Here is a 22633-nt window from a genome sequence, read left to right on the forward strand (position 1 = left end):
CTCTCCCTTTCCGTCTCCATGTCTTAACATGTGGCAGTTTCCTGATCGGATCGAGCAAAATCGAATCAGAAATTAAAATGGGTTCCTGTTGCTTTGCGGCAAAGTTTTTTTGTCTGCGCCCCTCACCCCGAAGGCCCTCCTTATCAGTCGTCGGAGTTCTTGTCCAAGCCGGGTAAGGCGAGAAGGTCCACCTCCTGTCCCAAAGGAATGCTAACCACGATCCCACCCATCACTTCGTTAAGTTTGAAATTGTGTTTGGGGCTGCGAGGATGCGCGTTATGGCAACTCACACAGGTGGAGGCGATGGCCTGATCCGGATAAACGGCTTGGAAGTAGGGGCGGCGACCCACCCAGGTGGTCCCACTGTAGGGCTTTCGTGGAGATTCAGCCACCGATTCCAGCCCATAGCGTTCAAACTCGTTGGCGGCTCCATTGTGAGGGTTGACAGGCCAAAGGCTGATAAGCCGGTAATCGAATCCCAGGCGCAGGCTCTGCACCAGGTCCGACGCATTCAGCAAAAATTGAGCAGGCAGAAGGAGACAGTTGTTCTCCCACCAGTTTTCGGATGCGTAACTCACCTTTTCCGTTTCCAGGCGTTGAACAACATGCTTTGTATAAATGGTCCGGTCCGCTTCCAGAATGGCGTGAATGTAATCCGCCAACACCTCGGGCAACACCTGGTAGCGCGCTTCCGCGTCGTCCGGACCGGCTACGCGGGCGACCGGGAACTGGACCAGAATGCCCCCCATCACATCACCCACCTTGAAATTTTTATTGGGACTTTTTGCGTGCGCATTGTGGCAACTCACGCACCGCTTGGCCACCGCCCTGTCAGAATAAATGGCGTTGAACAGAACCCGCTTACCCTCCTTAACAATCCAATTGAACGGTTCATCCGGGTTCCCCATAACGCTCAAAAGGCCGTCTCGTTCGATTTCCGTGGCGGGCCCGTTGTTCTCATTGATCGGCCAAAGGCTCATCAATTTGTAATCCAGGCCTACCTCCTGAGAACGCACCTGTTCCGCGGACATCAACAAAAATTGAACCGGCAGAGGAAGTGTTTTGTCTTGTTCCCAATTTTCCGTGGCATTCAGGCCAACGGCTTCATTGAGACGATCGACCAGATATTGGGAATAGATGGTGCGGTTCGCTTTGATCACGGCATGAATGTAATGAGCGGCTTTATCCGGGGAGATTCCGACTGAGGATTCAGAAAATTCCGCCGAGCTTTCAGGCAGGGGGATGATCAACAACAGGGCGAGCAGGCAGGAAAGAGAAAGAAGTCTAACCCCGGTACACATGGGACACCTCCTTGTTTCAAACCATACAGCACCTGGAAACCTTATTGCACTGGATTGTTCCGAGCCCCTTCCTCACTTTCAAGACATTTCTGAGCTTCACGTTTTGGCGGAGAGCGATGCCTGTCCGCCGGTTCCGTTTTCTTTATGAGATAAGAGCCCATATCAATGATGTTCCCAGGTTTGTATTCATATTCAGGCCAACGCCCGGGGCTGGCACGCCCCGGGTCATTGACCCCATTGTTTCGTTGAGATTGCATGGAAGGCACTGCTGATGGATCTCAGGTTTCTGCCTTTCCGCAAGGCCTTCATACATACTTGAACTCCTGTTCTGAAGACAGAATGGCTGACACTTTCTTCAACAAGGTTTCCTTCTGCACCGGCTTCACGAGGAAATCCTTAACGCCTTTCTGCAACAGATTGACCGCCAGGTCCGTATCCGGATAACCGGTGATCACCACGATCGGAATCGAAGGCGCATTGGCATGGATGTAGTCGATGGCTTCGATGCCGTTGATTTTGGGCATGCGTATGTCGGTGAGGATCAATCCGACCTGCAGCAGGTTCGAACCTTGTTTCATCAGGGCAATGCCCTCCTCTCCGTTACCGGCCTCGATGACACGATACCCCGCCTGCTCCAACTGGAGCTTGATCATCTCTTGAATGTCCGCATCGTCTTCGATAACTAGAATTCTTCCGTGAGTTCCCGAGCAATTATCCATGATAGACATATGCATCCCCCTTCAATGAAGCGTTAAAGAAATAGCCCCTTCAACAGACTTAAAAGTTCGGTGAGGTTGAAGTTCAGTGCCTAAAATATAATTTTCACGAAAAAGAGTAAATGACCTGAATCAGTCAAATTCGTCTGATTAAAAGGAATGACACAAATCAGCTACAGGGAGATGGCCGCGTTGGGAAGCGGGATTACGGAAAGGACGTGGTCGTCATGCGTCGGCTACTGGGGTGGCTTCAGCCGGGCGATGAGCTGGACCCGCGAATGCACGTCCAGCTTCTGGTAGATGTGCTTGAGGTGGTTTTTGAGCGTGCTGGGGGAGATGAACCGGCGCTGCGCGATGTCGCCGTCTGCCAGCCCGTCGCCCACCAGGATGGCCACCTCCACCTCGCGCGGCGTGAGGCCCGCTTGTTGCAGGCTGAGGTGTATTGCGGTGTAGGGATCGACCGCCGGGTGCAGGCGCAACAGCCACGCCCGGTCTTCGCCGCCGTCCTCCGGGTGCAGGTCCGTCAGCGACACCCTGTAGTCGTTGCCCGCCTGCGAGTAAAACGTCATCGGCGGCGTGGAGGACTCCGGCGGCGCGCCGGGGGTTCGTCCGGAGATTTGCTGTTCCACAACGCAACGCAGGGCGTCCGGCAGAAGCTCTTTTGTTTTCACCGGCACCACGGCGGAAAAGGCCGCATTGTTGAACAGCACCCGTCCGCTTTCCAGCACCAACGCGCAACAGCCCTCCGCAGACGAAAGCACCTCGATCAAGGCGCGGTAGGTTTTGATCGAGGTGTTCAGGGCAATGGTTTTGGCCGTGCGCAGGAGGCTGGGGTGCAACAACTCCATGATGCGGACTTCGCGCAAAGTGAAAAGCGCTTCGTTGGGCGCGATCCGGCACAGGCCCAAACCGATTTCCAGGTCCGGCCGGTCGATCAGCGCCATGGATGCGTTGGCGCGCGCATACTGGGTGTCTTTGTATTCTGGATGGTCCCGGACGAATTCGGCGATTTCCTTTTTGAAATCCTCGCGCGGGTAGTCCACATCCACGGCGGTGGTGATCCGGTGGGTACTGCCGACCACATGGATCAGGGTCTTGTGGTAACTGCCGACATTCACCAGGCATTGTTTGTCGAGAGGATGGTCCCCCATGCCCACGCCGTGAATGAGGCCGCGTACCGGACGCGGGGAATGGGAAAAATCGCGGTTGGTCCAGGCGAATCCAAGCATTTCCACGTTCACCAGCGGAAGCAGACGGGATTCCAGCACCGCGTTCAGATCCTCGATGGTCACGCATTGATGGAAACATCCGATCAAATCGATGATGGCCTGATAATCCTTTTCGGGCAGGTACGGAACCGTTCGGTCATCCATGATCAACCTCCTGCGGCTTCCGGCGAAGACCGGAGGCGCGCCACCAGTTGCGTTCGCGAATGCACGTCCAGCTTCTGGTAGATGTGCTTGAGGTGGTTTTTGAGAGTGCTGGGCGAGATGAACAAACGCTGCGCGATGTCGCCGTCTTCCAGCCCGTCGCCCGCCAGAATGGCCACCTCCACCTCGCGCGGAGTGAGGCTGGCTTCTTGAAGTTTGCGGTGCAGAGCGGTGTAGGAATCGTTGGATGTCTGAAGGCGCAACAACCAGACCGATTCCGAGTTGTCTTCTTTGGGATGCAGTTGCGTCAGGTTGAGCCGGTATGCTGTGTCCTTATGCTGATAAAACGTCATGGGAGGAATGGAAGAATCCGAAAGCCGATCAGGGACTTGTAAAGTGATTTTCTGTTCAACCAGCTCCCGCAACGTTTTTGGAAGGAATTTTCCAGCGTCCACTGGAATTACAGCCTGAAATTCAGCGTTGCGGAAGATCACCCGCGCGTCCTCGCGCAAAAGCGCCAGGGGTGTCGCGCTTTCCTCCAGCGCGGTGATCAGCGCCTTGTATGTCTGTAGTTTATCCTGAATCGCCACCCGCTTGATGGTATTGGAAAAACCGGGCCACAGAAGCTCCATGAGGCGAACTTCCCGGGGTGTCCAGAATGCATCATTGGGAGCAAGCCGGTGAAACCCGCTGCCAATCTGGTTCTCACGATCAAATGCACACATGGTGGCTTTATAGGTGTCAAACCCCACGAAATCACTGGGGTTGAATTCAGGATGGTCTTCGACAAATCGTTTTAGTTCCTTCTGCAATACTTCCCTCGGCACATCGACATCGTGGGCAACCACCGGACGGTTCGCGTTATGAGAAATGTCCAACAAAGATCTTAAATAGGTATGCAATTTATTCGCCCAGGGCCATTGGCTGGGGTCGAGGCCGATCACATCGATGGCCTGCGCGGGTTTCACCATGCCTTTCCACAAATTCAGGTCCGTCCAGGCATACCCTCCGATCTGAACATGAAAAAAGGGCATGATTTCATTCTGCATGACCAGACGCAGGTCCTGCTTCACTCGGCATTGGTGCAGCTTCCCAATGATGTCGAAAATTTTAAGATAATCCTTTTCTGGAAGCGATGGAGGCGTTGTGTCGTTCATGGTCTAGAGCTCCTGTTCAGCGTCGGGCGGCCGGAGGCGCGCCACCAGTTGCGTTCGCGAATGCACGTCCAGCTTCTGGTAGATGTGCTTGAGGTGGTTTTTGAGCGTGACGGGGGAGATGAACAGGCGCTGCGCGATGTCGCCGTCTGCCAGCCCGTCGCCCGCCAGGATGGCCACCTCCACCTCGCGCGCGGTCAGGCCGGATCGTTGCAGGAGGTGGTGCAGGGCGGTGCAGGGGTCGGCCGCCGGGTGCAGTTGCACCAGCCATGCCGGGTCGTCCCTGTCGTTTTCGGGATGAAGCGGTGTGGCTTCGAACCGGTACACCTCGCCGCCGTGCTCAAAGGTTTCGATGCCGGGCGCGGCGGTGGCGGACGGGTGTTCGGGGTGGATGCGCGCGGCCTGTTTCTGCAGCAAGGCAATCAGGGGTTCCGGCAAACGACTCATGGGCTCCACCGGCACGATCTGTTGGAATCGCTCATTGCGAAACAGCAGGCGGCCATCCTGCTGGGTCAACGCCAGGGACAGACCGCTTTCCGCCAGCGTGGCGGTCAGGGCTTGGTGCGTTTTCAACTGTTCCTGCAGTGCGAGGCGTTTGATGGTGGCCACCAGCGCCGGTTGCAGGAGTTCCAACATGCGCACATCCCGCAGGGTGAACGCCCTGGTGTTGGGAAACACCCGGTTCAAACCGAAACCGACATCCAGGCTGGGCCGGTCGAAAAAGCACATAGCCGTCACCAGTTTTCCGGTTTGCATCTTCTCCCGGTCGAACTCGGGATGGTCTGCAAAAAAAGCGTCCACCTGTGGGGGAAGCAGGGACCGGCTGTAGTCCACATCGGTGGCGGTGACAGTGCGGAAGTCGTTCAGCACAAACTCCACCAACTGAGAGTGATAGCCCACCATTTTTTGAACCACCGCGAATTCATGTTCAGGCAGGCCCACGCAATCGAGAAGTTGCGTCGCTTTCATTTTTGTTAGGTCCGATTGCAACTCCACCCAGCCCCAGGCCACGTAATCCACCTCCATCCCCTCAACGAGATATTTTTTTATACATTGCCGCATGTCATTTCTGTCCTGGCAACGGTACAGGGCGTGGATGATCTCGATGATTTTCAGGTAATCGGTTTCAGGCAGAGACGTGTAGGTTTTTCCGTCCATGATCAATCTCCCTGTGGCTCCGGCGATGGCCGGAGGCGCGCCACCAGTTGCGTGCGCGAGTGCACGCCCAGCTTTTGGTAGATGTGCTTGAGGTGGTTTTTGAGAGTGCTGGGCGAGATGAACAAACGCTGGGTGATTTCTTTATCGCTGAAACCGTCCCCCGCCAGGATGGCCACCTCCACCTCGCGTGGCGTGAGGCCAGACGTTTGCAGGGTGCGGTGCATTGCGGTGCAGGGATCGATTACCGGGTGCAGACGCAGGAGCCAGATCGGTTGCCGACTGCCTTTTTCTGGATGAAGCCGCGTCACGATAAGCCGGTAGACCGCATCCCGGTTTTTATAAAACGCCATGGGTGCCGGGTCGGGTTTCAGCAGGGCCATTTGTTGTTCGAGCGAATCACGCAACTCTTGAGGAAGCAAGTTACTGGCCTCAATAGGAACAATGGCCTGAAATGCGGCATTGCCAAACAGTATCCGACCGTTCTCCTGCACTAAGGCAAAGGGCGCATCGCTCTTCTCCAGAGCTTCAATCAACGACTTGTAGGTTTGTAACAACTCTTGAATGGCAATCCGCCTGGTGGCGTTGAATAAACTGGGGCGCAACAGCTCCATCAGGCGGATTTCGCGCCGCGTCCAATATTTATTGTTGGGAGCATAGCGGTGAACCCCCAGAACAAGATTATCTGTTCGGTCGATCGCCACTAGTGAGGCCAGATAATCATCGTTACGGTAAATGTCCGAGGGCTGATATTCGGGATGGTTCTTAAAGAAATTTTGCAGTTCAATTTGGAGGTTTTTGCGGGGAATGTCCACATCATGAGCGATCACCTGGCGGTGAGTTTGGGTGAAGGTTTGGGGAATCGAAGTAAGATACACGCTTATTTTTTCGAGAATGGGAAGTTGCTCATCGGGAATCAAAATAGAACCTATGGCACTGGCAGGAGTGATTCGATCTTTGAGGAGGGATACGTCTACCCAGCCATAAGTGCTATCCTCCGCATCAAAAAAAGGAAGAATGTGATTTTTGATGCAATCCTTGAATTCGCTGCGGGTATGGCACTGTTGTAGCCGTCCGATGAGATCTAGAACGCCCAAGTAAATTTCTTCCGGCAGTGAGGTGCGTGTGTGGTCGTCCATGATCAATCTCCCTGTGGCTCCGGCGATGGCCGGAGGCAGGCCACCAGTTGCGTGCGCGAGTGCACGTCCAACTTCTGGTAGATGTGCTTGAGGTGGTTTTTGAGAGTGCTGGGGGAGATGAACAAACGCTGGGTGATTTCTTTATCGCTGAAACCGTCGCACACCAGGATGGCGACTTCCACCTCGCGCGGTGTCAGCTCCGCGGTCTGCAGAGTGTGGCGCAGGACGCTGTAAGGATCGCCCGCCGGATGCAGGCTCAACAGCCATGCGGGGTCGGCTTTATCCTGTTCGGGACGGAGGTGTACTATGCTGAGCCGGTAGACCCTGCCACCATCCTGATAAAATGCCATCGGCGGTGCGCTGGTTTCCGGCGGATGATCGGGATTCAGCAAATCCAACTGTTGCTCGAACAGATCCCATAACATTTTCGGAAGCAGGTTTCCGGGTTGGACGGGAATCACGGAATGAAGAGCATCATTATGGAACAGCACTCTGCCGTCCCGTTGCACCAGCGCAAACGGGGTGCCGCTTTCTCCCAAGGTCGCGATCAGGGCTTTGTGGGTTTGCAGTTGCTCTTGGACGGCAATACGCATTGTGGTGCTAAAAAAACTGGGCCGGAGGAGTTCCATGAGGCGGATTTCGCGGCTTGTCCAGATCTTATCGTTCTGGCCATAGCGATTGAATCCCATGGCCAGATTTTCCGCACGGTCGATAGCCGCGAGGGAGGTCCGATAGCCCGCGTTTATGGGGTATATGTCCGAAGGCGCGTATTCGGGGTGATCCCTGAAAAAATTTTCAAGTTCCGTCTGCAGGGTTTCGCGGGGGATGTCCACGTCATGAGCAATGACCTGGCGGGTGGTGCGGGCGAAGAGTTGAGGAATGGAAACAATATACTCTCTTATTTTTTCGATTATTTGAAAGTACTCTTCAGGAATCATGATGCTGTCGAGATTTCTACCGGGAATAGCCTCGCCGCCGATGAATGAAATGTTCAACAAATTGATGTCATCGGCTTCAAAAAAAGGAAGCACGTATTTTTTGCAACAGACCTTCAAATCGCTCCGGGTTTGGCACTGCTGCAGATGCCGGATGAGATCTATAACCCGTAGATAGTCTTCTTCCGGCAGGGATAGAGGAATATCTCCGCTTTGTTTCATGGTGTGGCCCTCCCCTTCGTGGTGCCTTGCAGGCGATGCACCAGTTGCGTTCGCGAGTGCACGTCGAGTTTTTTGTAGATGCTTTTGAAATGGTTTTTGAGCGTAGCGGGAGAGATGAACAGGCGTTGCGCGATGTCGCCGTCTTCCAGCCCGTCGCCCGCCAGGATGGCCACCTCCACCTCGCGCGGCGTGAGGCCAGACGTTTGCAGAGTGCGGTGCATTGCGCTGTAAGGATCGTCCGCTGGATTCAGACGCAACAGCCAGGCCGGTTCCGTGCCGTTTTCGTCCGGAAACAATTGCGTGAGGCCGAGACGGTAAACGGTTTCCCCTTGCGGGAAAAACGCCAGAGGGGCTGTGCCGGATTCCGGGACCTTATCGGGGCTCATCCGCACCACCTGTTGTTCCACCAAATCTCGAATGGATTGTGGTAACACGCCTCCCGCGTCCACTGCCACCACGCTCGAAAACGCCGCATTGCGATACAGCACCCGTCCGTCTTCCCGCACCAGCGCCATCGGGGCGCCGGTTTCAGCCAGCGCCGCGATCAATGCCTGGTAGGTCTTCACCTGTTCCTGAATGGCCGCGCGCCTGATCACACTGAACAGGGTGGGATGCAATAACTCCATGAGGCGGATCTCCCGCCGCGTCCAGAGCTTGTCGTTGGGCGTGTACCTTTGGAATCCTGCCGCAATATGATTGACGCGATCGAACAGGGCCATATTGGACAGGAAAGTTGAGAACCCCTTCAGCTGAGAAGGATTGAATTCGGGATGATCTTTGGCGAATGTTGCCAATTCCCTTTGCAGTTCTTCTCTCGGTATATCCACATCGTGAGCGATAACGAATCGGTTCGATTTGCTTGAGCATTCGAAAAAAGAAACAAGATACGAATGCACTTTGTTGCACCACGGCCATTGTGAAGGGGGAATTCCCACCATCCCGAGCGCCTCTGCGGGATTGACCATTTTTTCCCATTCGGTGGTGTTCGCCCATGCATAGCCACACGTGTCTGCACCCAATAATGGCATGATGGAGTTTTCCAGGCATCGATTCAGGTCTTCGCGCACCTGGCATTGGTACAGTTGCCGCATGATGCCGAGGATGGCGAGATAATCTTCTTCAGACAGGGATAAGGGAACCTTGCCATCAGCATTCATCCGGCGCCCTCCCCTTCATGATGCCCTGCAGGCGGTGCGCCAGTTGCACGCGCGTGTGCACGCCCATTTTTTTGAAAATCTGTTTCAGGTGATTGTTGACAGTGTTGGGGCTGATGAACAGCCGCTGGGCGATGTCCTTGTCGCTGAACCCGTCGCACACCAGACACGCCACTTCCGTCTCCCGCACCGTCAACTGGGCCCGGTTCATGGCATAGGCGGCCTGCGATTGAGGCGCCAGCGCGGGAATGAACTTCAACAGCCAACAGCGGCCTTCAAAGTCCTGCATCGGATTGAGCCGGGTCAGATTCATTCTGTAAACCGTTTTGCGGATTTCATAAAAAGGAGGAAAGCGGTCCAGGCCTTCCAATGCTTCCGTGGGAGAAAAAATATCGTCCTGGTTTTGTATCGATTGGCACAGATCCTGTGGAAGCCGGTCGCCCTGCTGGATCTGGAAGCAATTTCGAAACGAATCGTTGCAGAACATGATGCTGCCTTCCGATTGAACCAGCACGATGGGCGTGGGTGTGTCCGCCAGGTGCTCGGCCAACGCGGCAAAATGATGAAGCGTGCGACGGAGCGCGATGTACTGGCAGGCATGGAGAAGGCTGGGTTGCAACAACTCGGCCATGCGGAGCTCGCGATGAGTGAACGGCGTGTCGTTGCGTACCCGACTGAGCCCGATGGCGAGAGACACCTCCGGCACATTCACTATGGATAAATGTCCGGTCATGCTTTGAAGAGTGGGAGCCTGACTGCGATCGATCTCCGGATGCTCCTCAAAAAAACGGTGGAAGCTGTCGGTCAGGGCATCGCGGGGCACATCGACATCAGTGGCCAGCACCGTTCGCATTCCCTCCGAGTACAGCTTGGTGAAATCCGTGAGATAAGGCTGACACAGAAGCGCCCACTCAATTTCCTGTGGAGAATAGCCGACGGCGGCGATGGGAGACAATTTGCCGGAAACGAGGTTGCTGGGGTCCCCAAGGAATTCGGCACAGCCGAAAGCGTCAACCTGAAAAAGGGGAAACAGGTGGGTTTGCACCACGCTTTCCAAGCCGGATTGCGTTTCGCATTCTTCGAGTTTGTGGATCGTCTCAATCAGGTCGAGATAATCCCGCTCGCTCAAAATCTGAAAGGACGAAGTCATACATCGTATCCTTTCGCTGATAATCTGAGACAGCCAACCAAATCGAAGGGGGTACAACTATTTTATACGGTGTTTCGAAAAAGGCAATCGTAATAAAACCTTAAGAAGGACTCCTCTCACCGGCAGTAAAACTTTTCATGCCTTCGCGACCAAGCGCCTAACCCACACTCCAACCACAGGCTTTGCGCCCAACCTTTTTTAAAGTACGCAGTAAAGGCCCTTCCTGTATTTACATACAAACTTGAAATTATAAAAATCGGTTGTTCCCAAAAAATTTTGGGGGCACAATTTACCAGCGGTTTCGGAGGAAGGGATATATTTTACCAGGGAGGGGGAATCATGAAATCTTTATTGCTGACACTCTTTGTACTGGTCGCGCCCACTTTCCAGGATCTGCCGGACGGATCTCCCGAGGAAAAAGGCCGGGCCATCGCTTTCAAGGTGGAAGAAGATTTTGACCACTATGGAGACACCACGTCCGATGTGGTTCTGAATATTAAAAAAAAGAACCAGAAAACGATTTCCCGCAAGATGTCGTTGAAGATTTTGGTGACAAAAGAGAACACCGACAAAGTCCTCATGCGGTTTCACCATCCAGCAGATATCAAAGGCATGGCCTTTTTGATCTGGACGCACAAGAATACCTTTGACGATTTATGGGTTTACATCCCCGATTTGCGCCGGGTCAAGCGCGCCAGCTCCCAGACCAAGGGCAGCGATTTCATGGGCACGGAGTTTCAGACTGAAGATTTGATCCGCGCCGAACCGGAAAAATACACGTACCGGTGGCTGGAGGACAAACCCTGTGAAAAATTGGAATGTTATCTGGTGAACCGTTATCCAAAAGAAAAAAGTTCTATCTATTCACGCCAGGTACTGTGGGTCGATAAAGATGAATTCAGGATTCAGAAAATCGACTCTTATGACAAGAAAGGAAATTTAATCAAGACCCTGAGCTTTCATGGTTACAGGCTCTATAACGAGGAATTCTGGCGATGGGATGTGCATGAGTTGACGGACCACCGGACGGGGGAAGTGACCCTGTCCGAATTCAATAACTGGCAATTCAATACTGGGCTGAGAGAGAGTCGATTTACGGTGAATGGACTGAAAAATATTCGCTGAAAACGTTTCCAGCTTCACGATCCATGCTCAAATGGAATCTCTTGATGGGGGGGCGCAATTGTATTTATGTCGCCTTGCATGCGGATTGCTGCTGAATCTGATCTGGGTGAGTCCGTCTCTGGCATTGGACCTGCTAGGCTTTGTTGAAGGCGAAGCCCGCCCCTTTTTCACCTCATCAGATTTTCCCGGCCAGAAAGATCACACCGTATCGCTGGCCTTTCACCCGGAAATTTCCCATCAGTTTGACGATGGCACCCAGTTTTATTTCATCCCGTTTTACCGCTACGACCACGCCGACTCCGACCGCACCCACTTCGATCTGCGCGAACTCGATTTCATTTTTTCCGAAAGTTTCTGGAGCGTGCGGGTGGGCGTGCGCAAGGTGTTCTGGGGCGTCACCGAGACCGTGCACCTGGTGGACATCGTCAACCAGACGGATTTTCTGGAAGGCCTCGACGGCGAAGACAAGCTGGGCCAGCCGATGGCGAACGCCGCCCTGATCACCGACTGGGGCACGGTGGATTTTTTCGTATTGCCCTTTTTCCGCGAGCGCACCTTTCCCGGCCGCGGCGGCCGCCTGCGGCCTCCTCTCCTCGTCGATTCCGACAACCCGCATTACGACAGCGCCGCCGAGGAATGGCACACCGACTTCGCCGTCCGTTATTTTCAGAACATCGGCAAATGGGACATCGGCCTGTCCGCCTTTACGGGCACCGGCCGCGAGCCCACGTTTGATTTCGGCGTGTCGCCATCGGGCGAGCCCGTCCTCATTCCTTTCTACGAGCAGATTCACCAGGTCGGGCTGGATATTTTATACATCTACGCGAACTGGATTTGGAAACTGGAAGTGATCCAACGCTGGGACATGCGTCCGGAGGATTTTTACGCCACCACCTTCGGTTATGAATACACGTTTTCCGGCGTGTTTGGCACCGGCATGGACATCGGCGTGCTCACCGAATGGTCGTATGACGAACGTCGGGAGCTGGCCACCACGCTCTTTCAAAACGACCTCACCTTCGGTTTCCGCTGGGGCTGGAACGATATCAACGGCACCCAGATTCTGTTTGCGTTCATTCAGGACCTGGAAGATCCCAGCAAGGCATTTTTCATCGAGGCCAGCAGCCGGCTGGACGAACACTGGCGGTTGAGTGTAGAACTGCGCGGCATCATGAGCCAGCCCGACGACGATCCGTTTATCTTTTTACGCGACGAAGACTTTGGCCAAATCACCCTCGCCTATCATTTTTAAGGAATTTCGAGTTTAAGCATCGGGGCTGCCTTCGCCCCTACCCTGAAAAACCTGCGACACCCACATGGATCGCTGTTTTCCAGTGCCCGTTCGCGTGCTACACTTAAAAGGTTTAACTGTGGGAATTTCCGAATGTTGAAACCAACGCGCGCCGACAAAATTCTGATCGCCTGCCTGTTCGCGGCGAATCTCGCCCTGTTTTCCGGGATCGATTACACCCGCACCGCGGGCGACTGGGTGGTCATTGAGGTCAGTCAGAAAGAGGTGCAGCGCCTGCCCCTGGGGAAAAACCAGCTGGTGCACGTCACCGGTCCGCTCGGCGAAACGGAAGTGGAAACCCATGATGGCAAGGCGCGCATCCTCAAATCACCATGCCACCGCAAACTGTGCATCAAATCCGGGTACATCCAATACGCCGACCGCATCGCCGCCTGTTTGCCCAACCGCGTGGTGGTGCGCATATTGGGCAGCACCTACCGGGGCATCGATGCGGTGGTATCCTGATCATCCTATGATGAAACGTCTTTTCCTTTTCCTCTTCCTGTCTCTCAGTCTGGCCGCGGCGGCCCCGGTGTGGGCGGACTCGTTCCACCGTCCGGTCAATCACAAGTTATCGGTCACGCTGGACCCGGACCGGCACCACGCTCAGATCGAGGACACGCTGACGCTGTATCCCAACTCGTTGTCGGCGGACACGTTGTCTTTTTTATTGCACGCCGATTATCAGATTCAGAAAGTGGAGGTCCCGCACCAGGGCACGTGGAAAAAACAAATTGAACCGGTGGGCGATCCGGAAGGCGTGGCGCCGCCGCGCCAGCGCATCACCATTCAAAAACCCAATGGCCGCAAGTGGCCCGATTTTCTGCAGGTGGTGTTCCGTTACCAGGGCCGCTACCACGACGCATTGCGCCCGGCACCGGAGGACCCGGCCACCGTTCCCGGCGAGGGAACCGATACGGGTATTTTTCTTTCCGCCGAAAGTTATTTTTATCCCAGGCTGGACCTGCAGTCCGGCGAACCATTGATGACCTTCGCATTGGGCGTGGTGACGCCGCGCGACCTCAAGGTGATCAGCCAGGGCAAACGCATCCGCGAAACCACGCAGAACGGTCCGCGCCACACGTTGTGGCAGTGCGACGACCCGATGCAGGAAATTTACATCGTCGCCGACCGCTACATCGAATACGCCGACCGGTACCAGGACGTGAAACTCTATGCCTTCCTGCGCACTCCCGATGAAGCGCTGGCACAACGTTATCTCGACGCGGCCAAATCCTACATCCGGTTTTATGACCGGCTTCTGGGCGAGTACCCGTTCGTCAAATTCGCGATGGTGGAGAACTCGCTGCAAACCGGCTACGGCATGCCGTCGTTCACCCTGCTGGGATCGCGCATCATCCGCTTTCCCTTCATCCTGAACACATCCTATCCGCACGAGATCCTGCACAACTGGTGGGGCAACGGCGTGTATGTGGATCCCAGCGACGGCAACTGGTCGGAGGGACTCACCGCCTACCTGTCCGATCACCTGCTGCAGCAACTGGAAGGCAACGGCGCCGACTACCGCTTCCAGCAATTGATCAAGTACCTGAATTACGTGAACCGGCACAACGAGATCGCCATCGCCCAGTTCACCTCGCGCCACAGCATGGCCTCGCAGGCCATCGGCTACGGCAAGTGGCTGATGGTGCTCAACATGCTGCGGCTGGAAGTGGGCGACACAATTTTCTGGGAAGCGCTCGGGGATTTTTATTTCACGCAACGCTTTCACCGCGCCGGGTTCGAACACCTGCGCGCGCATTTCGAGTTGTACCACGGCGAAAGCCTGGAAACATTCTTCCGGCAATGGGTCGAGACCAAAGGCGCGCCGGAACTGGAACTGACCCACACCTCGGTGGAACCGTTTCCCGACACCTACCGCTTGACGCTGGAGATCAAACAGAAACAGGCAGGGCCGCTGTTCGCCTTTAAAATGCCCGTCGCGGTGTGGTACGAAGGCGCTGAGAAACCGCACATCGAACGGGTTCAGGTCGATGCCAAAGCGGTGCAGCACGCGACGGTGTTTGTGCCCGGAGAACCGGCGGCGGTGATGCTCGATCCCTATTACGATGTGTTCCGCAAGCTGGATCGCAACGAGATTCCGGCGAGCATCGGCCAGACCTACGGCGACGGCAAGGCCGTGGCGGTGATGCCCAGCGTGTCCACGCGCGACCTCATCGAAGGCTTTCACGGCTTCGCCACCTCCATCGACAACCTGCAGGACATGGTGCTCGATCAGGTCTATGCGTTTCGGGACCCTGCCGCCGCATGGGTGTTCGGTCGCCACAACATGACAGCGCGAAGCCTGCTCCCGACGCTGGCCGAATACGGCGTGTTCCCCGGCGATTACGGCATCACGCTGAACGGGCAGTTTTATCTTTATGAAGACCACAGCTTCATCTTCACCGTGCCGAACCCGGAGAACCCGGCGCATTCGGTGACCTGGGTGATCACCGACACCGCCGCCGCCATCCCCGGCTTGATGCGCAAGTTGCCCCACTACGGCAAGTACAGCTACCTCGTATTCGCCGGGTCCGAACCGGACAACCTGTTGAAAGGCCTGTGGTCCGCCGACCGCAGCAGCCTGATGACCACGCTGTCCGCAGGCGATCACCCCCTGCCGCCCGAGCCGCCTCTCATCGACACCCGGCCGGAATGACGGTTCGCCCAATCTAATCTTTGCGCCGGTCCCATCCTGAAGTATAATTTCCGCATTCCAAAGAAACGCGCCTCGCCGCTTCAACCATTCCGGAAAGGACCGCATCATGGCCAAAGACATCACCCTGATCATTCACGGCTGGAGCGATTGCTCCACTTCGTTCAAAAAACTGAAGCAGTTTTTGATCGACAACCAGGTCGGCACGGTGCAGACCATCCTGTATGCGGACTACGAATCGCGCGAGGACAACATCACCTTCAACGACGTGGTCGATGGGCTCAACGACCAGATGATCGAAAACGGCATCATCGATGCCGACGGCAACAAACTGAAAGACGTCAACGTCATCGTGCACTCGACCGGCGGACTGGTGATCCGTCACTGGATCTGGCAGTACTACCACGAACACATCGACGATTGCCCGGTGAAACGCCTGCTCATGCTGGCGCCGGCCAACTTCGGCTCGCCTTTGGCGCACCGCGGCAAATCGTTCCTCGGCAGCCTCTTTAAAGGACGGTGGAAAATCGGCGACATGCTGGAAGTCGGGCGGAACCTCTTGAACGGACTGGAACTGGCCAGCCCCTACCAGTGGGATCTGTCGCACCAGGATGTGCTGGTGGACCATTCGTATTACACGGCAACAGATCCAGACCACCATCCTCGTCGGCCTCAAGGATTACGAAGGTCTGCGCGGATGGGTGAACAAACCCGGTACCGACGGCACCGTGGTCATCGCCGGCACCTCCATCGACACCGCCAAGCTGGTGCTCGACTTTTCCAAACCGCCGGAAGATCCCAGCAGCAATCATTACGAATGGGCGTACCAGAACCCGCCGGACGATTTCGCGTTCGGCGTCATCGCCGGGGTCGATCATGGCAGCATCGTGGAACCCGCGTCGCCGAAGTCCGGGGACAAGGGCATGGTGGGCGGGCTGATCCTGCGCGCCTTGAAGACGAAATCGCCGCAGGATTTCACCAAACTGGTGAACGACCTGGAGCAATACACGGCGGACTGCTATCACAAAACCGGCAAGCCGCGCTTTCAGCAGTTCATCCTGCATGCGGTGGACGACCTCGATGCGCCGATCCGCGATTTCAATGTGGAGTTTTTCGTGTTCCGGCCGAACCGCATGTCCAGGAAAGGCCTGGCGGACGATTCCCAGCTGGACAAGCAGGAAAAAGAATTCAGCCAGGAGGTCAATGAAATCCTGACGCGCAGCTTTCACACCAACCAGACCGATCCCAGCTTTCGCCGCTTCCTCGTCGATCTCGAAGAGATCCGCGTGTTCATGACCAAAGTGGAGGAGGCGCTCGGCGCCAAGCCTGCCCTCAGCATGCGCGTGCACGTTCCCAAAATCGACGATGGCATTCAGTACGAAACCAAAAGTCTGCAAAACATCGTCATCCACGATGCCAGCGGCACACTGAAACCACCGAAAAATTTCTTCTACGAAAACACGACAACGTTCATCGAGTTGCGCGTCAACCGCTTCAACAACTACGTACACATCGGAGTCAAACCGCGCAAACATTGAGCGCGGTGGTGAACTGAGGGGAGAGTGGTTTGAGGAGGCCGTGAGGGATCAGGGTGCCACGTGAATTACGGAGTCGTACCGTCCCGCAAACCCCGCGGCGGAAACCCCCACCGGCAGGTACTGCTTTGCGATGGCGGCCAGCGTGTCGCGGTAGGCGACATGCAGGGAGTCCGGATTCACCGCCTGCATGGCGGCGGGCAGCGCCGTCTTCAACGTACGCGCCCCATCGGCGGTGCCATCACCTTCAATGAAGTGATCGATCACCACCGCCACGATTCCCGTCTTCGACAACCTTTCGAAAAACGCGTGCGCATCGGTGATCGGGTACAGCGGCGCCAGACACGCAACCGTATCGATGCCCGCCTCCGACAACTCGCGCAACAACTGAATGCGGTCGTCCAGCGCAGCGGGAGGCGGCGGCATGCCCGGCAGGCGTTCGACATCGCCTTCAATCGAAACCTGCACCCGCAGGCGGCATTTCCGGGACAACGCCTGCACCCGGTCGAGATCGTCGCGGATGCCGGTGGTGTGCGTTTGCAGGATCACCTCATCCGGTGGCGCACTGTGCATTGCGTCCAACAGGCCGCGTGTGACGCGGTATTTTTTTTCGAGCGGCTGCCAGGGTTCGGTGGAACTGGCAAGGAAGATGGAAAAAGGTTGCGCGCGGCGGCGTGCCCAGCGTCTTTCAACCTCCGCCGTCTGCAAGTACACGTCCGGGGCGTTGATTTTGACATCGACGAAACCACCCCACTCGCGACCGCGTGTCAGCCACGGATTGAACCGGACATAACAGGCCACGCCGCAGGCAGAGCGGCCCAACCCGCAGCCGGTATAAGGATTCATCGAGTGCGAGCACACCGTTTTCAAATAGCCTGTGGTACGGGTCAGGATGGACCGGCATGCCGTTTCCGAGATGTTCACGCTATCAAGCCTCCTCATTTGCAATCATGTTCACGCCAGCGTCCGCTCCCATCGGCGATCATTGCGGCTGGTCGCCGTTCCACCATTTGCCCCACTTGACCGAGGAAATGTTCTGGCTGAACTGCGGCTCGGAGCGAAAGAAAATTTCGACGCCACCGGAGTCTTTGCTGGCCGGACGCTTTATCCATTGATCGGCAGGGATGAGGTCGAGGTTGATCAACCAGACTTTGCGCGTGTCGGTTTTACGGATCACCATGAAGCCGCGGTCTTTGCGAAACTTGAAACCACCGAACAAGGTGACAGTGCGCCCTGTATCTCCTTCCAGTGTGACGGTGTAGCGCCCCTGGCACCAGAAATCGCGGAACCCTCTCATGTCCGCCACATCTTTTCCCGACTCCACATCAAACAAAGACTGACAAACATCCCTCCTGTTGTCCTCCAGCTCAAACAGAGGCTGCTTATAAAGAATGAGTTCGCCGCGTTGTTCCACCGCAAAAGCGGCTGCCGGAGGGAGAACCAGTAAAACCAGACTGAGGAAGATCCATTTCGTTTTCATGGGCATGGATTCCTTTGGAAATGATGAATTATAAAAAAGGTTACTCCAATTACTTCGAGCCGGGCAAGGAAAAGCTCTTGAAGCGGCAATTAAGGTGTACGGGGCGTTTTTAATTTGTCTATAATAAGAAACCTTGGATTAATCCCACAGGATCACCCCCTATTGGGTAAACAAATCATGGAACCACGACCCGAATTTTTTAAATTGCTGTGGGGCATTCTTGCCGTTTTCCTGTTCGGCATCGATCTGGTGCTGCCCGAAGGAACGATCGATGGATTTTTTTATGTGATCCTCGTGCTGGCGGCGCTGCGCATCCGGAATAAAAATTTTCTGATCATGGCCACATTGCTGGCCACACTGCTGAACATGATCGGTTTTTATCTGGCGTTGGGCGGCCCCAACCTGTATCAGGAGTTGCTCGACCGATTGGGGTCCACGTTGACCATCTGGCTGGTGGGGTGGCTGTGTCTGATCCAGCAGAAATCCGAAGATCATGCCTACCAGATGTTGCAACGCCAGAGTTCGTTTGTGCAGTTGCACAAGGACATTGCCGTGGCCTCGAACGAAACCCGCGCAGTGGACGTGACGCTGCAATACTGCCTGAAACGCATCTGTCATCAGGCGGGCTGGCCGGTCGGGCATCTTTATCTGGTGGATGCGAGCACCCATCCGCATCTGGTGTCCACCACCACCTGGCACCTGGAAAATCCGCAACAGTTTCAGACGTTCAGGATGGTGTCCGAAGGCACCGTTTTCGATTCCGGTATCGGCTTGCCGGGCCGGGTGCTGGCCAACGGCAAACCCGCGTGGATCATTGACGTCAACAAGGACCCGAACTTTCCGCGCGCCCGGCTGTCGCCTGATATCGGCGTCAAAGCCGGTTTCGCGTTTCCAATTTTGATCGGCAATGAAGTGGCCGGCATCATGGAATTTTTCTCACCGCGCGCCGAACCGCCGAATGACGACATGCTGGAAGTCATGGGCCACATCGGCACTCTATTGGGACGCGTCCTCGAACGCAAACGAGCGGAGAGTGAGCAGGAACAACTGTTGTCCTTTTTAAAGGAACGCGTCAACGAGCAGACCTGTCTGTACAACGTCGCCAATCTGATCGCCAACACCAAAACCATTCGCGAGGTCTTCAACAACCTGCAATCGTACATCGCACCGGCCTGGCAATTTCCAGACATCACCCGCGTCAAAGTCACGTTCGAAGGCGAGGAGTTCGCGCCTTCGGATTTTCAGGACACGGCGTGGAGCATGTCCGCGCCGTTGACCACCCACGGCGTGCAGCAGGGATCGCTCGTCGTGTGCTATCTGGAAGAGAAACCCGATCTCGATGAGGGCCCCTTTCGCCAGGAGGAACGTCACCTTCTGGATGGATTGGCGTACCTGTTGAGCGTGGCCGCCCAGCGTAAACTGGCGGAAGAAGAGATCGAGCGGTCGCGCCAGCAACTGCGCAGCCTGTACCACAAACTGGAAACCGTGCGCGAGGAAGAGCGGTCCCGCATCGCCCGCGAAATTCACGATGAAATGGCGCAGGTGCTGACCACCATGAAACTGGAAGTGGCCCGCTTGTGCAAGAAGCTGGAAGCCAGCAACCCTGACTTGAAGGACAACGCGGAGACCGTGATCGAGTTGATCGACCAGACCCTTCCTACCGTAAAACAATTGATCCACGACCTGCGTCCGCCGATCCTCGATCACTTTGGTCTGGAAGAAGCCATTTCCTGGCAAGGGCAGGAGTTCGAGCGCCTGACTGGAATTTCGTTCGATTTCGATTGCGATAGCGAACCGGAAACTCTCGACAAGGAGCGCTCCACCACGCTGTTCCGTATTTTCCAGGAAACTCTCACCAACGTCGCGCGTCATTCGAAGGCGGAAAACGTAAGCGTGAAACTGAGCGATGAAGATGGTATGATATCCTTGAATGTTCAGGATGACGGGGTCGGTATCACCCCGGACCGCTTGAAAAACGGTCATTCTCTCGGCATTCTGGGCATGCAGGAACGAGCGCGGGTCTGGGGGGGCTCCGTGGATTTTGTCAGCAAGCCCAATCAGGGCACATTGGTGTCCATCAACATCAGTAGAAATTAACTTAGGAGTAAAACGACATGACCACCGAAGTTCTTTCAGCAAAAAAGAAAGTCAGAATCCTCATCGCAGACGATCACCCCCTGTTTCGCCGTGGACTCAAAAATGCGTTTTCGGAAACCCCGGACATCGAAATCGTTGCGGAGGCCGACAATGGCAACGACGTGGTTGATCGCATCCGGGGCGAGGAACTCAGCCTGGTGATTCTCGACATCTCCATGCCCGGCAAGGATGGACTGGAAGTCGTCAAGCAGATCAAAACCGAATATCCCAAGCTGCCTATCCTGATCCTCAGTGTGTACCCGGAAAATCAGTATGCCGTGCGCTTTATCAAAGCGGGCGCCGCAGGGTACCTGACCAAGGAAAGCGCGCTCGATACATTGCTGCACGCGGTGCGCAAGGTGTCCCAGGGGGGCAAGTTCGCCAGCCCGGAAATCACGGAGCGCCTGGCTTTCGATTTCCTGGAAACCAACAAGCCTCTGCACGAAACGTTGTCGGATCGCGAATACCAGGTGTTCTTGATGATCGCGCGCGGCAAATCCTTGACGGAAATCGCCAATGAACTGTCGCTCAGCGTGAAGACCATCAGCACCCATCGGTCCCGCATTCTTGAAAAAATGAAAATGAAGAAAAATGCGGAATTGATTCATTACGCGATCAATTACGATCTCATTTAGTTAACCTTGCAAATTCCTCTACATATATAAGGCTTCTTTTTTTGAAAAGCCTTACTCACCGCAGTTCCACCCAGGTAATTCGAAAATATACGATACGCATTAGGAACTAGTCCTACCCGCCAAAAAATACCCATCTTTAGGTTTAAATTACCTCTAGCGCTAATAAGAAGAATTCCTACATAAAATTAAGCCACCCACTGATAGCGATAATTCCTGCCTTTGATTACACTCCGTACAACTTGGACTCTCAGTATTGGGCATCACAACACTTTTGACCTGTTCGAGTTTGCGGATTGTTCCTGTAGCCTCAGAAATTTTGGATCCGGCAAACTAAAAGAAAGGAATAACGTGTCCTCATCTCTCCGAACTTCATTGTGTGCCACGCTGGCTGTGGCCGCAATCATTCTGACCGGTACCCTTGCCGGAGCCGAAACCACCTTCCTCCGCACCATTTCGTTGAACTCCACGGAGGACGTTCCAAGCTTCACCTATCAGGTTCCGACCGGCAAGTCGGTGCGCATTCAAAACGATATGGACCGGGTCCTGCACAACACCTCCATCGCGAGGCTCGACCCGGATAAACATATGGTGAGTGTTCACGCGTTCCACCCTGGGCAATCGATGGATCTCGAATTCACGGCTCAGGGCGCCTACAGCATTTGTTACGAGTGGGCATTGGAACACACCACTCATCGCCAACGATCCTGTGTTCGTGTCAACGTGGTCAAGCTCCAGTCCACGTAAAGAATTCCTGAAGCTACAGCGGGGAGCAACTTTTAGTGTTTTTAAAGTATTTGGATTTGGTTTTTAAATGTTCATTTTTATTATCCTCACAAAAAAGTGAAAGGAGCCGAGGAATGAAAAAGATTTCTTTGCTGACTGCTCTGTGTGTTGTTGCCTTCAGTGGCACGGCTTTCGCCGGAAGCATCAAACCCGGTGAGTCCACCTCCTGCAACGACGCCAAACAAATCACGGTTGAAGTTGACAAAATCGGCAACAAGGCTGCGGGTGAGTTCGGCCACACCGCCAACGATCGCGGAACCGCGAGCCTGGTGGTATGGAAGTCTTCCAACGCGACCACCGTGCCGCTGACCTTGGGCCCGAACGACAGCAACATTTCCCTGACCACCACGGACAAAGGCAAAACCGGCCTGAAGCCGATGGGCGAAATGGGACGCAACAAGGTTGTATTGACCGGTCAGCCGGCGTTCAGCCGCGGTGACTCGATTGGTGACATCAGCGGTCTGGTACGCTTCACCAACACCGGCACCAACTCGGTGAGCATTACCTGTCAGTAATCAGTAAGCAAGACCCCTGTGGGAGTAACTTTCGAGCTCTAACCGTTACAGCGGACGCTCCCTTACCCAAGGAAACAGCCGGCATGCCCCTGCCGGCTGTTTTTTTTTGCCCTCACCTTGGCAACCCCCGCCCGTTTGGTGTAAAACTGTTCTTCACATTCAAACCGTTTTAACCGAGGAC

The 22633-nt window shown here is 55.2% G+C and carries 22 protein-coding genes; 10 read left to right on the forward strand and 12 right to left on the reverse strand.

Annotated elements, in window-relative coordinates; genetic code table 11:
• Positions 1-143: 143 nt before the first annotated feature.
• The 7 genes from QML71_RS09995 to QML71_RS10025 all read right to left on the reverse strand — a co-directional run bounded on the left by QML71_RS09995 (position 144) and on the right by QML71_RS10025 (position 7260).
• Complete coding sequence (locus tag QML71_RS09995) at positions 144-1250, reverse strand: Tll0287-like domain-containing protein (protein ID WP_282011778.1); 1107 nt, start codon at positions 1248-1250, stop codon at positions 144-146.
• 356 nt (positions 1251-1606) lie between these two features.
• Entirely contained in the window at positions 1607-2029 is a 423-nt protein-coding gene (locus QML71_RS10000; protein WP_282011779.1) for a response regulator, read from the reverse strand.
• 224 nt (positions 2030-2253) lie between these two features.
• Positions 2254-3390 carry a helix-turn-helix domain-containing protein gene (locus QML71_RS10005; protein WP_282011780.1) on the reverse strand — a complete coding sequence of 379 codons (1137 nt, stop codon included), beginning with the start codon at positions 3388-3390 and terminating at the stop codon, positions 2254-2256.
• Positions 3391-3392: 2 nt separating this feature from the next.
• A complete protein-coding gene (locus tag QML71_RS10010; RefSeq protein ID WP_282011781.1) occupies positions 3393-4544 on the reverse strand; it encodes a helix-turn-helix domain-containing protein in 1152 nt (383 codons plus the stop codon).
• A gap of 3 nt (positions 4545-4547) precedes the next feature.
• Complete coding sequence (locus tag QML71_RS10015) at positions 4548-5699, reverse strand: helix-turn-helix transcriptional regulator (protein WP_282011782.1); 1152 nt, start codon at positions 5697-5699, stop codon at positions 4548-4550.
• A 2-nt stretch (positions 5700-5701) separates the two neighbouring features.
• Positions 5702-6835, reverse strand: coding sequence for a helix-turn-helix transcriptional regulator (locus QML71_RS10020; protein ID WP_282011783.1), 1134 nt, complete (start codon positions 6833-6835; stop codon positions 5702-5704).
• A gap of 2 nt (positions 6836-6837) precedes the next feature.
• Entirely contained in the window at positions 6838-7260 is a 423-nt protein-coding gene (locus QML71_RS10025; RefSeq protein WP_282011784.1) for a response regulator transcription factor, read from the reverse strand.
• 39 nt (positions 7261-7299) lie between these two features.
• Between QML71_RS10025 and QML71_RS10030 the strand changes: the two genes are divergently transcribed.
• On the forward strand, positions 7300-7821 hold the full coding sequence (locus QML71_RS10030; protein WP_282011785.1) for a hypothetical protein: 522 nt from the start codon (positions 7300-7302) through the stop codon (positions 7819-7821).
• A gap of 167 nt (positions 7822-7988) precedes the next feature.
• On the opposite strand, the gene QML71_RS10035 is transcribed toward QML71_RS10030, so the two are convergent.
• Positions 7989-9149 (reverse strand): helix-turn-helix transcriptional regulator, encoded by a 1161-nt coding sequence (locus tag QML71_RS10035; RefSeq protein ID WP_282011786.1) that lies wholly within the window; start codon positions 9147-9149, stop codon positions 7989-7991.
• Positions 9139-10296, reverse strand: a complete 1158-nt coding sequence (locus tag QML71_RS10040) for a helix-turn-helix transcriptional regulator (protein ID WP_282011787.1) — start codon at positions 10294-10296, stop codon at positions 9139-9141. The genes QML71_RS10035 and QML71_RS10040 overlap by 11 nt, the downstream gene beginning before the upstream one ends.
• Before the next feature lie 339 nt (positions 10297-10635).
• On the opposite strand from QML71_RS10040, the gene QML71_RS10045 reads away from it, so the two are divergent.
• From QML71_RS10045 to QML71_RS10060, 4 genes are all read left to right on the forward strand, one after another.
• The gene (locus QML71_RS10045) at positions 10636-11421 is read left to right on the forward strand and encodes an outer membrane lipoprotein-sorting protein (protein WP_282011788.1); all 786 of its coding nucleotides are present in this window, start codon (positions 10636-10638) and stop codon (positions 11419-11421) included.
• A gap of 85 nt (positions 11422-11506) precedes the next feature.
• Positions 11507-12673: a hypothetical protein gene (locus tag QML71_RS10050; protein ID WP_282011789.1), complete on the forward strand. Its 1167-nt coding sequence runs from the start codon at positions 11507-11509 to the stop codon at positions 12671-12673.
• A gap of 132 nt (positions 12674-12805) precedes the next feature.
• The gene (locus QML71_RS10055; RefSeq protein ID WP_282011790.1) at positions 12806-13177 is read left to right on the forward strand and encodes a NusG domain II-containing protein; all 372 of its coding nucleotides are present in this window, start codon (positions 12806-12808) and stop codon (positions 13175-13177) included.
• 7 nt (positions 13178-13184) lie between these two features.
• On the forward strand, positions 13185-15371 hold the full coding sequence (locus QML71_RS10060; RefSeq protein ID WP_282011791.1) for a M1 family metallopeptidase: 2187 nt from the start codon (positions 13185-13187) through the stop codon (positions 15369-15371).
• A 13-nt stretch (positions 15372-15384) separates the two neighbouring features.
• Here QML71_RS10060 and QML71_RS10065 read toward each other — a convergent pair whose 3' ends face one another.
• On the reverse strand, positions 15385-15996 hold the full coding sequence (locus QML71_RS10065; protein WP_282011792.1) for a hypothetical protein: 612 nt from the start codon (positions 15994-15996) through the stop codon (positions 15385-15387).
• On the opposite strand from QML71_RS10065, the gene QML71_RS10070 reads away from it, so the two are divergent.
• Positions 15980-16906 (forward strand): hypothetical protein, encoded by a 927-nt coding sequence (locus QML71_RS10070; protein ID WP_282011793.1) that lies wholly within the window; start codon positions 15980-15982, stop codon positions 16904-16906. The two genes, QML71_RS10065 and QML71_RS10070, sit on opposite strands and share 17 nt — an antisense overlap.
• A gap of 48 nt (positions 16907-16954) precedes the next feature.
• Here the strand turns inward: QML71_RS10070 and QML71_RS10075 are convergent, their stop codons facing one another.
• Together QML71_RS10075 and QML71_RS10080 are read right to left on the reverse strand one after the other, a co-directional pair.
• Positions 16955-17827, reverse strand: coding sequence for a radical SAM family protein (locus tag QML71_RS10075; RefSeq protein ID WP_282011794.1), 873 nt, complete (start codon positions 17825-17827; stop codon positions 16955-16957).
• Positions 17828-17885: 58 nt separating this feature from the next.
• Positions 17886-18383, reverse strand: coding sequence for a hypothetical protein (locus QML71_RS10080; RefSeq protein ID WP_282011795.1), 498 nt, complete (start codon positions 18381-18383; stop codon positions 17886-17888).
• Between the two features lie 177 nt (positions 18384-18560).
• Between QML71_RS10080 and QML71_RS10085 the strand changes: the two genes are divergently transcribed.
• From QML71_RS10085 to QML71_RS10100, 4 genes are all read left to right on the forward strand, one after another.
• Complete coding sequence (locus tag QML71_RS10085; RefSeq protein WP_282011796.1) at positions 18561-20480, forward strand: GAF domain-containing sensor histidine kinase; 1920 nt, start codon at positions 18561-18563, stop codon at positions 20478-20480.
• 17 nt (positions 20481-20497) lie between these two features.
• A complete protein-coding gene (locus tag QML71_RS10090; RefSeq protein WP_282011797.1) occupies positions 20498-21154 on the forward strand; it encodes a response regulator in 657 nt (218 codons plus the stop codon).
• Positions 21155-21502: 348 nt separating this feature from the next.
• Entirely contained in the window at positions 21503-21898 is a 396-nt protein-coding gene (locus QML71_RS10095) for a hypothetical protein (RefSeq protein ID WP_282011798.1), read from the forward strand.
• A gap of 113 nt (positions 21899-22011) precedes the next feature.
• Positions 22012-22452 carry a hypothetical protein gene (locus tag QML71_RS10100; RefSeq protein ID WP_282011799.1) on the forward strand — a complete coding sequence of 147 codons (441 nt, stop codon included), beginning with the start codon at positions 22012-22014 and terminating at the stop codon, positions 22450-22452.
• Positions 22453-22633 lie beyond the last annotated feature (181 nt).

Origin of the sequence: Nitrospina watsonii (assembly GCF_946900835.1) — a bacterium.
Lineage (GTDB): Bacteria > Nitrospinota > Nitrospinia > Nitrospinales > Nitrospinaceae > Nitrospina > Nitrospina watsonii.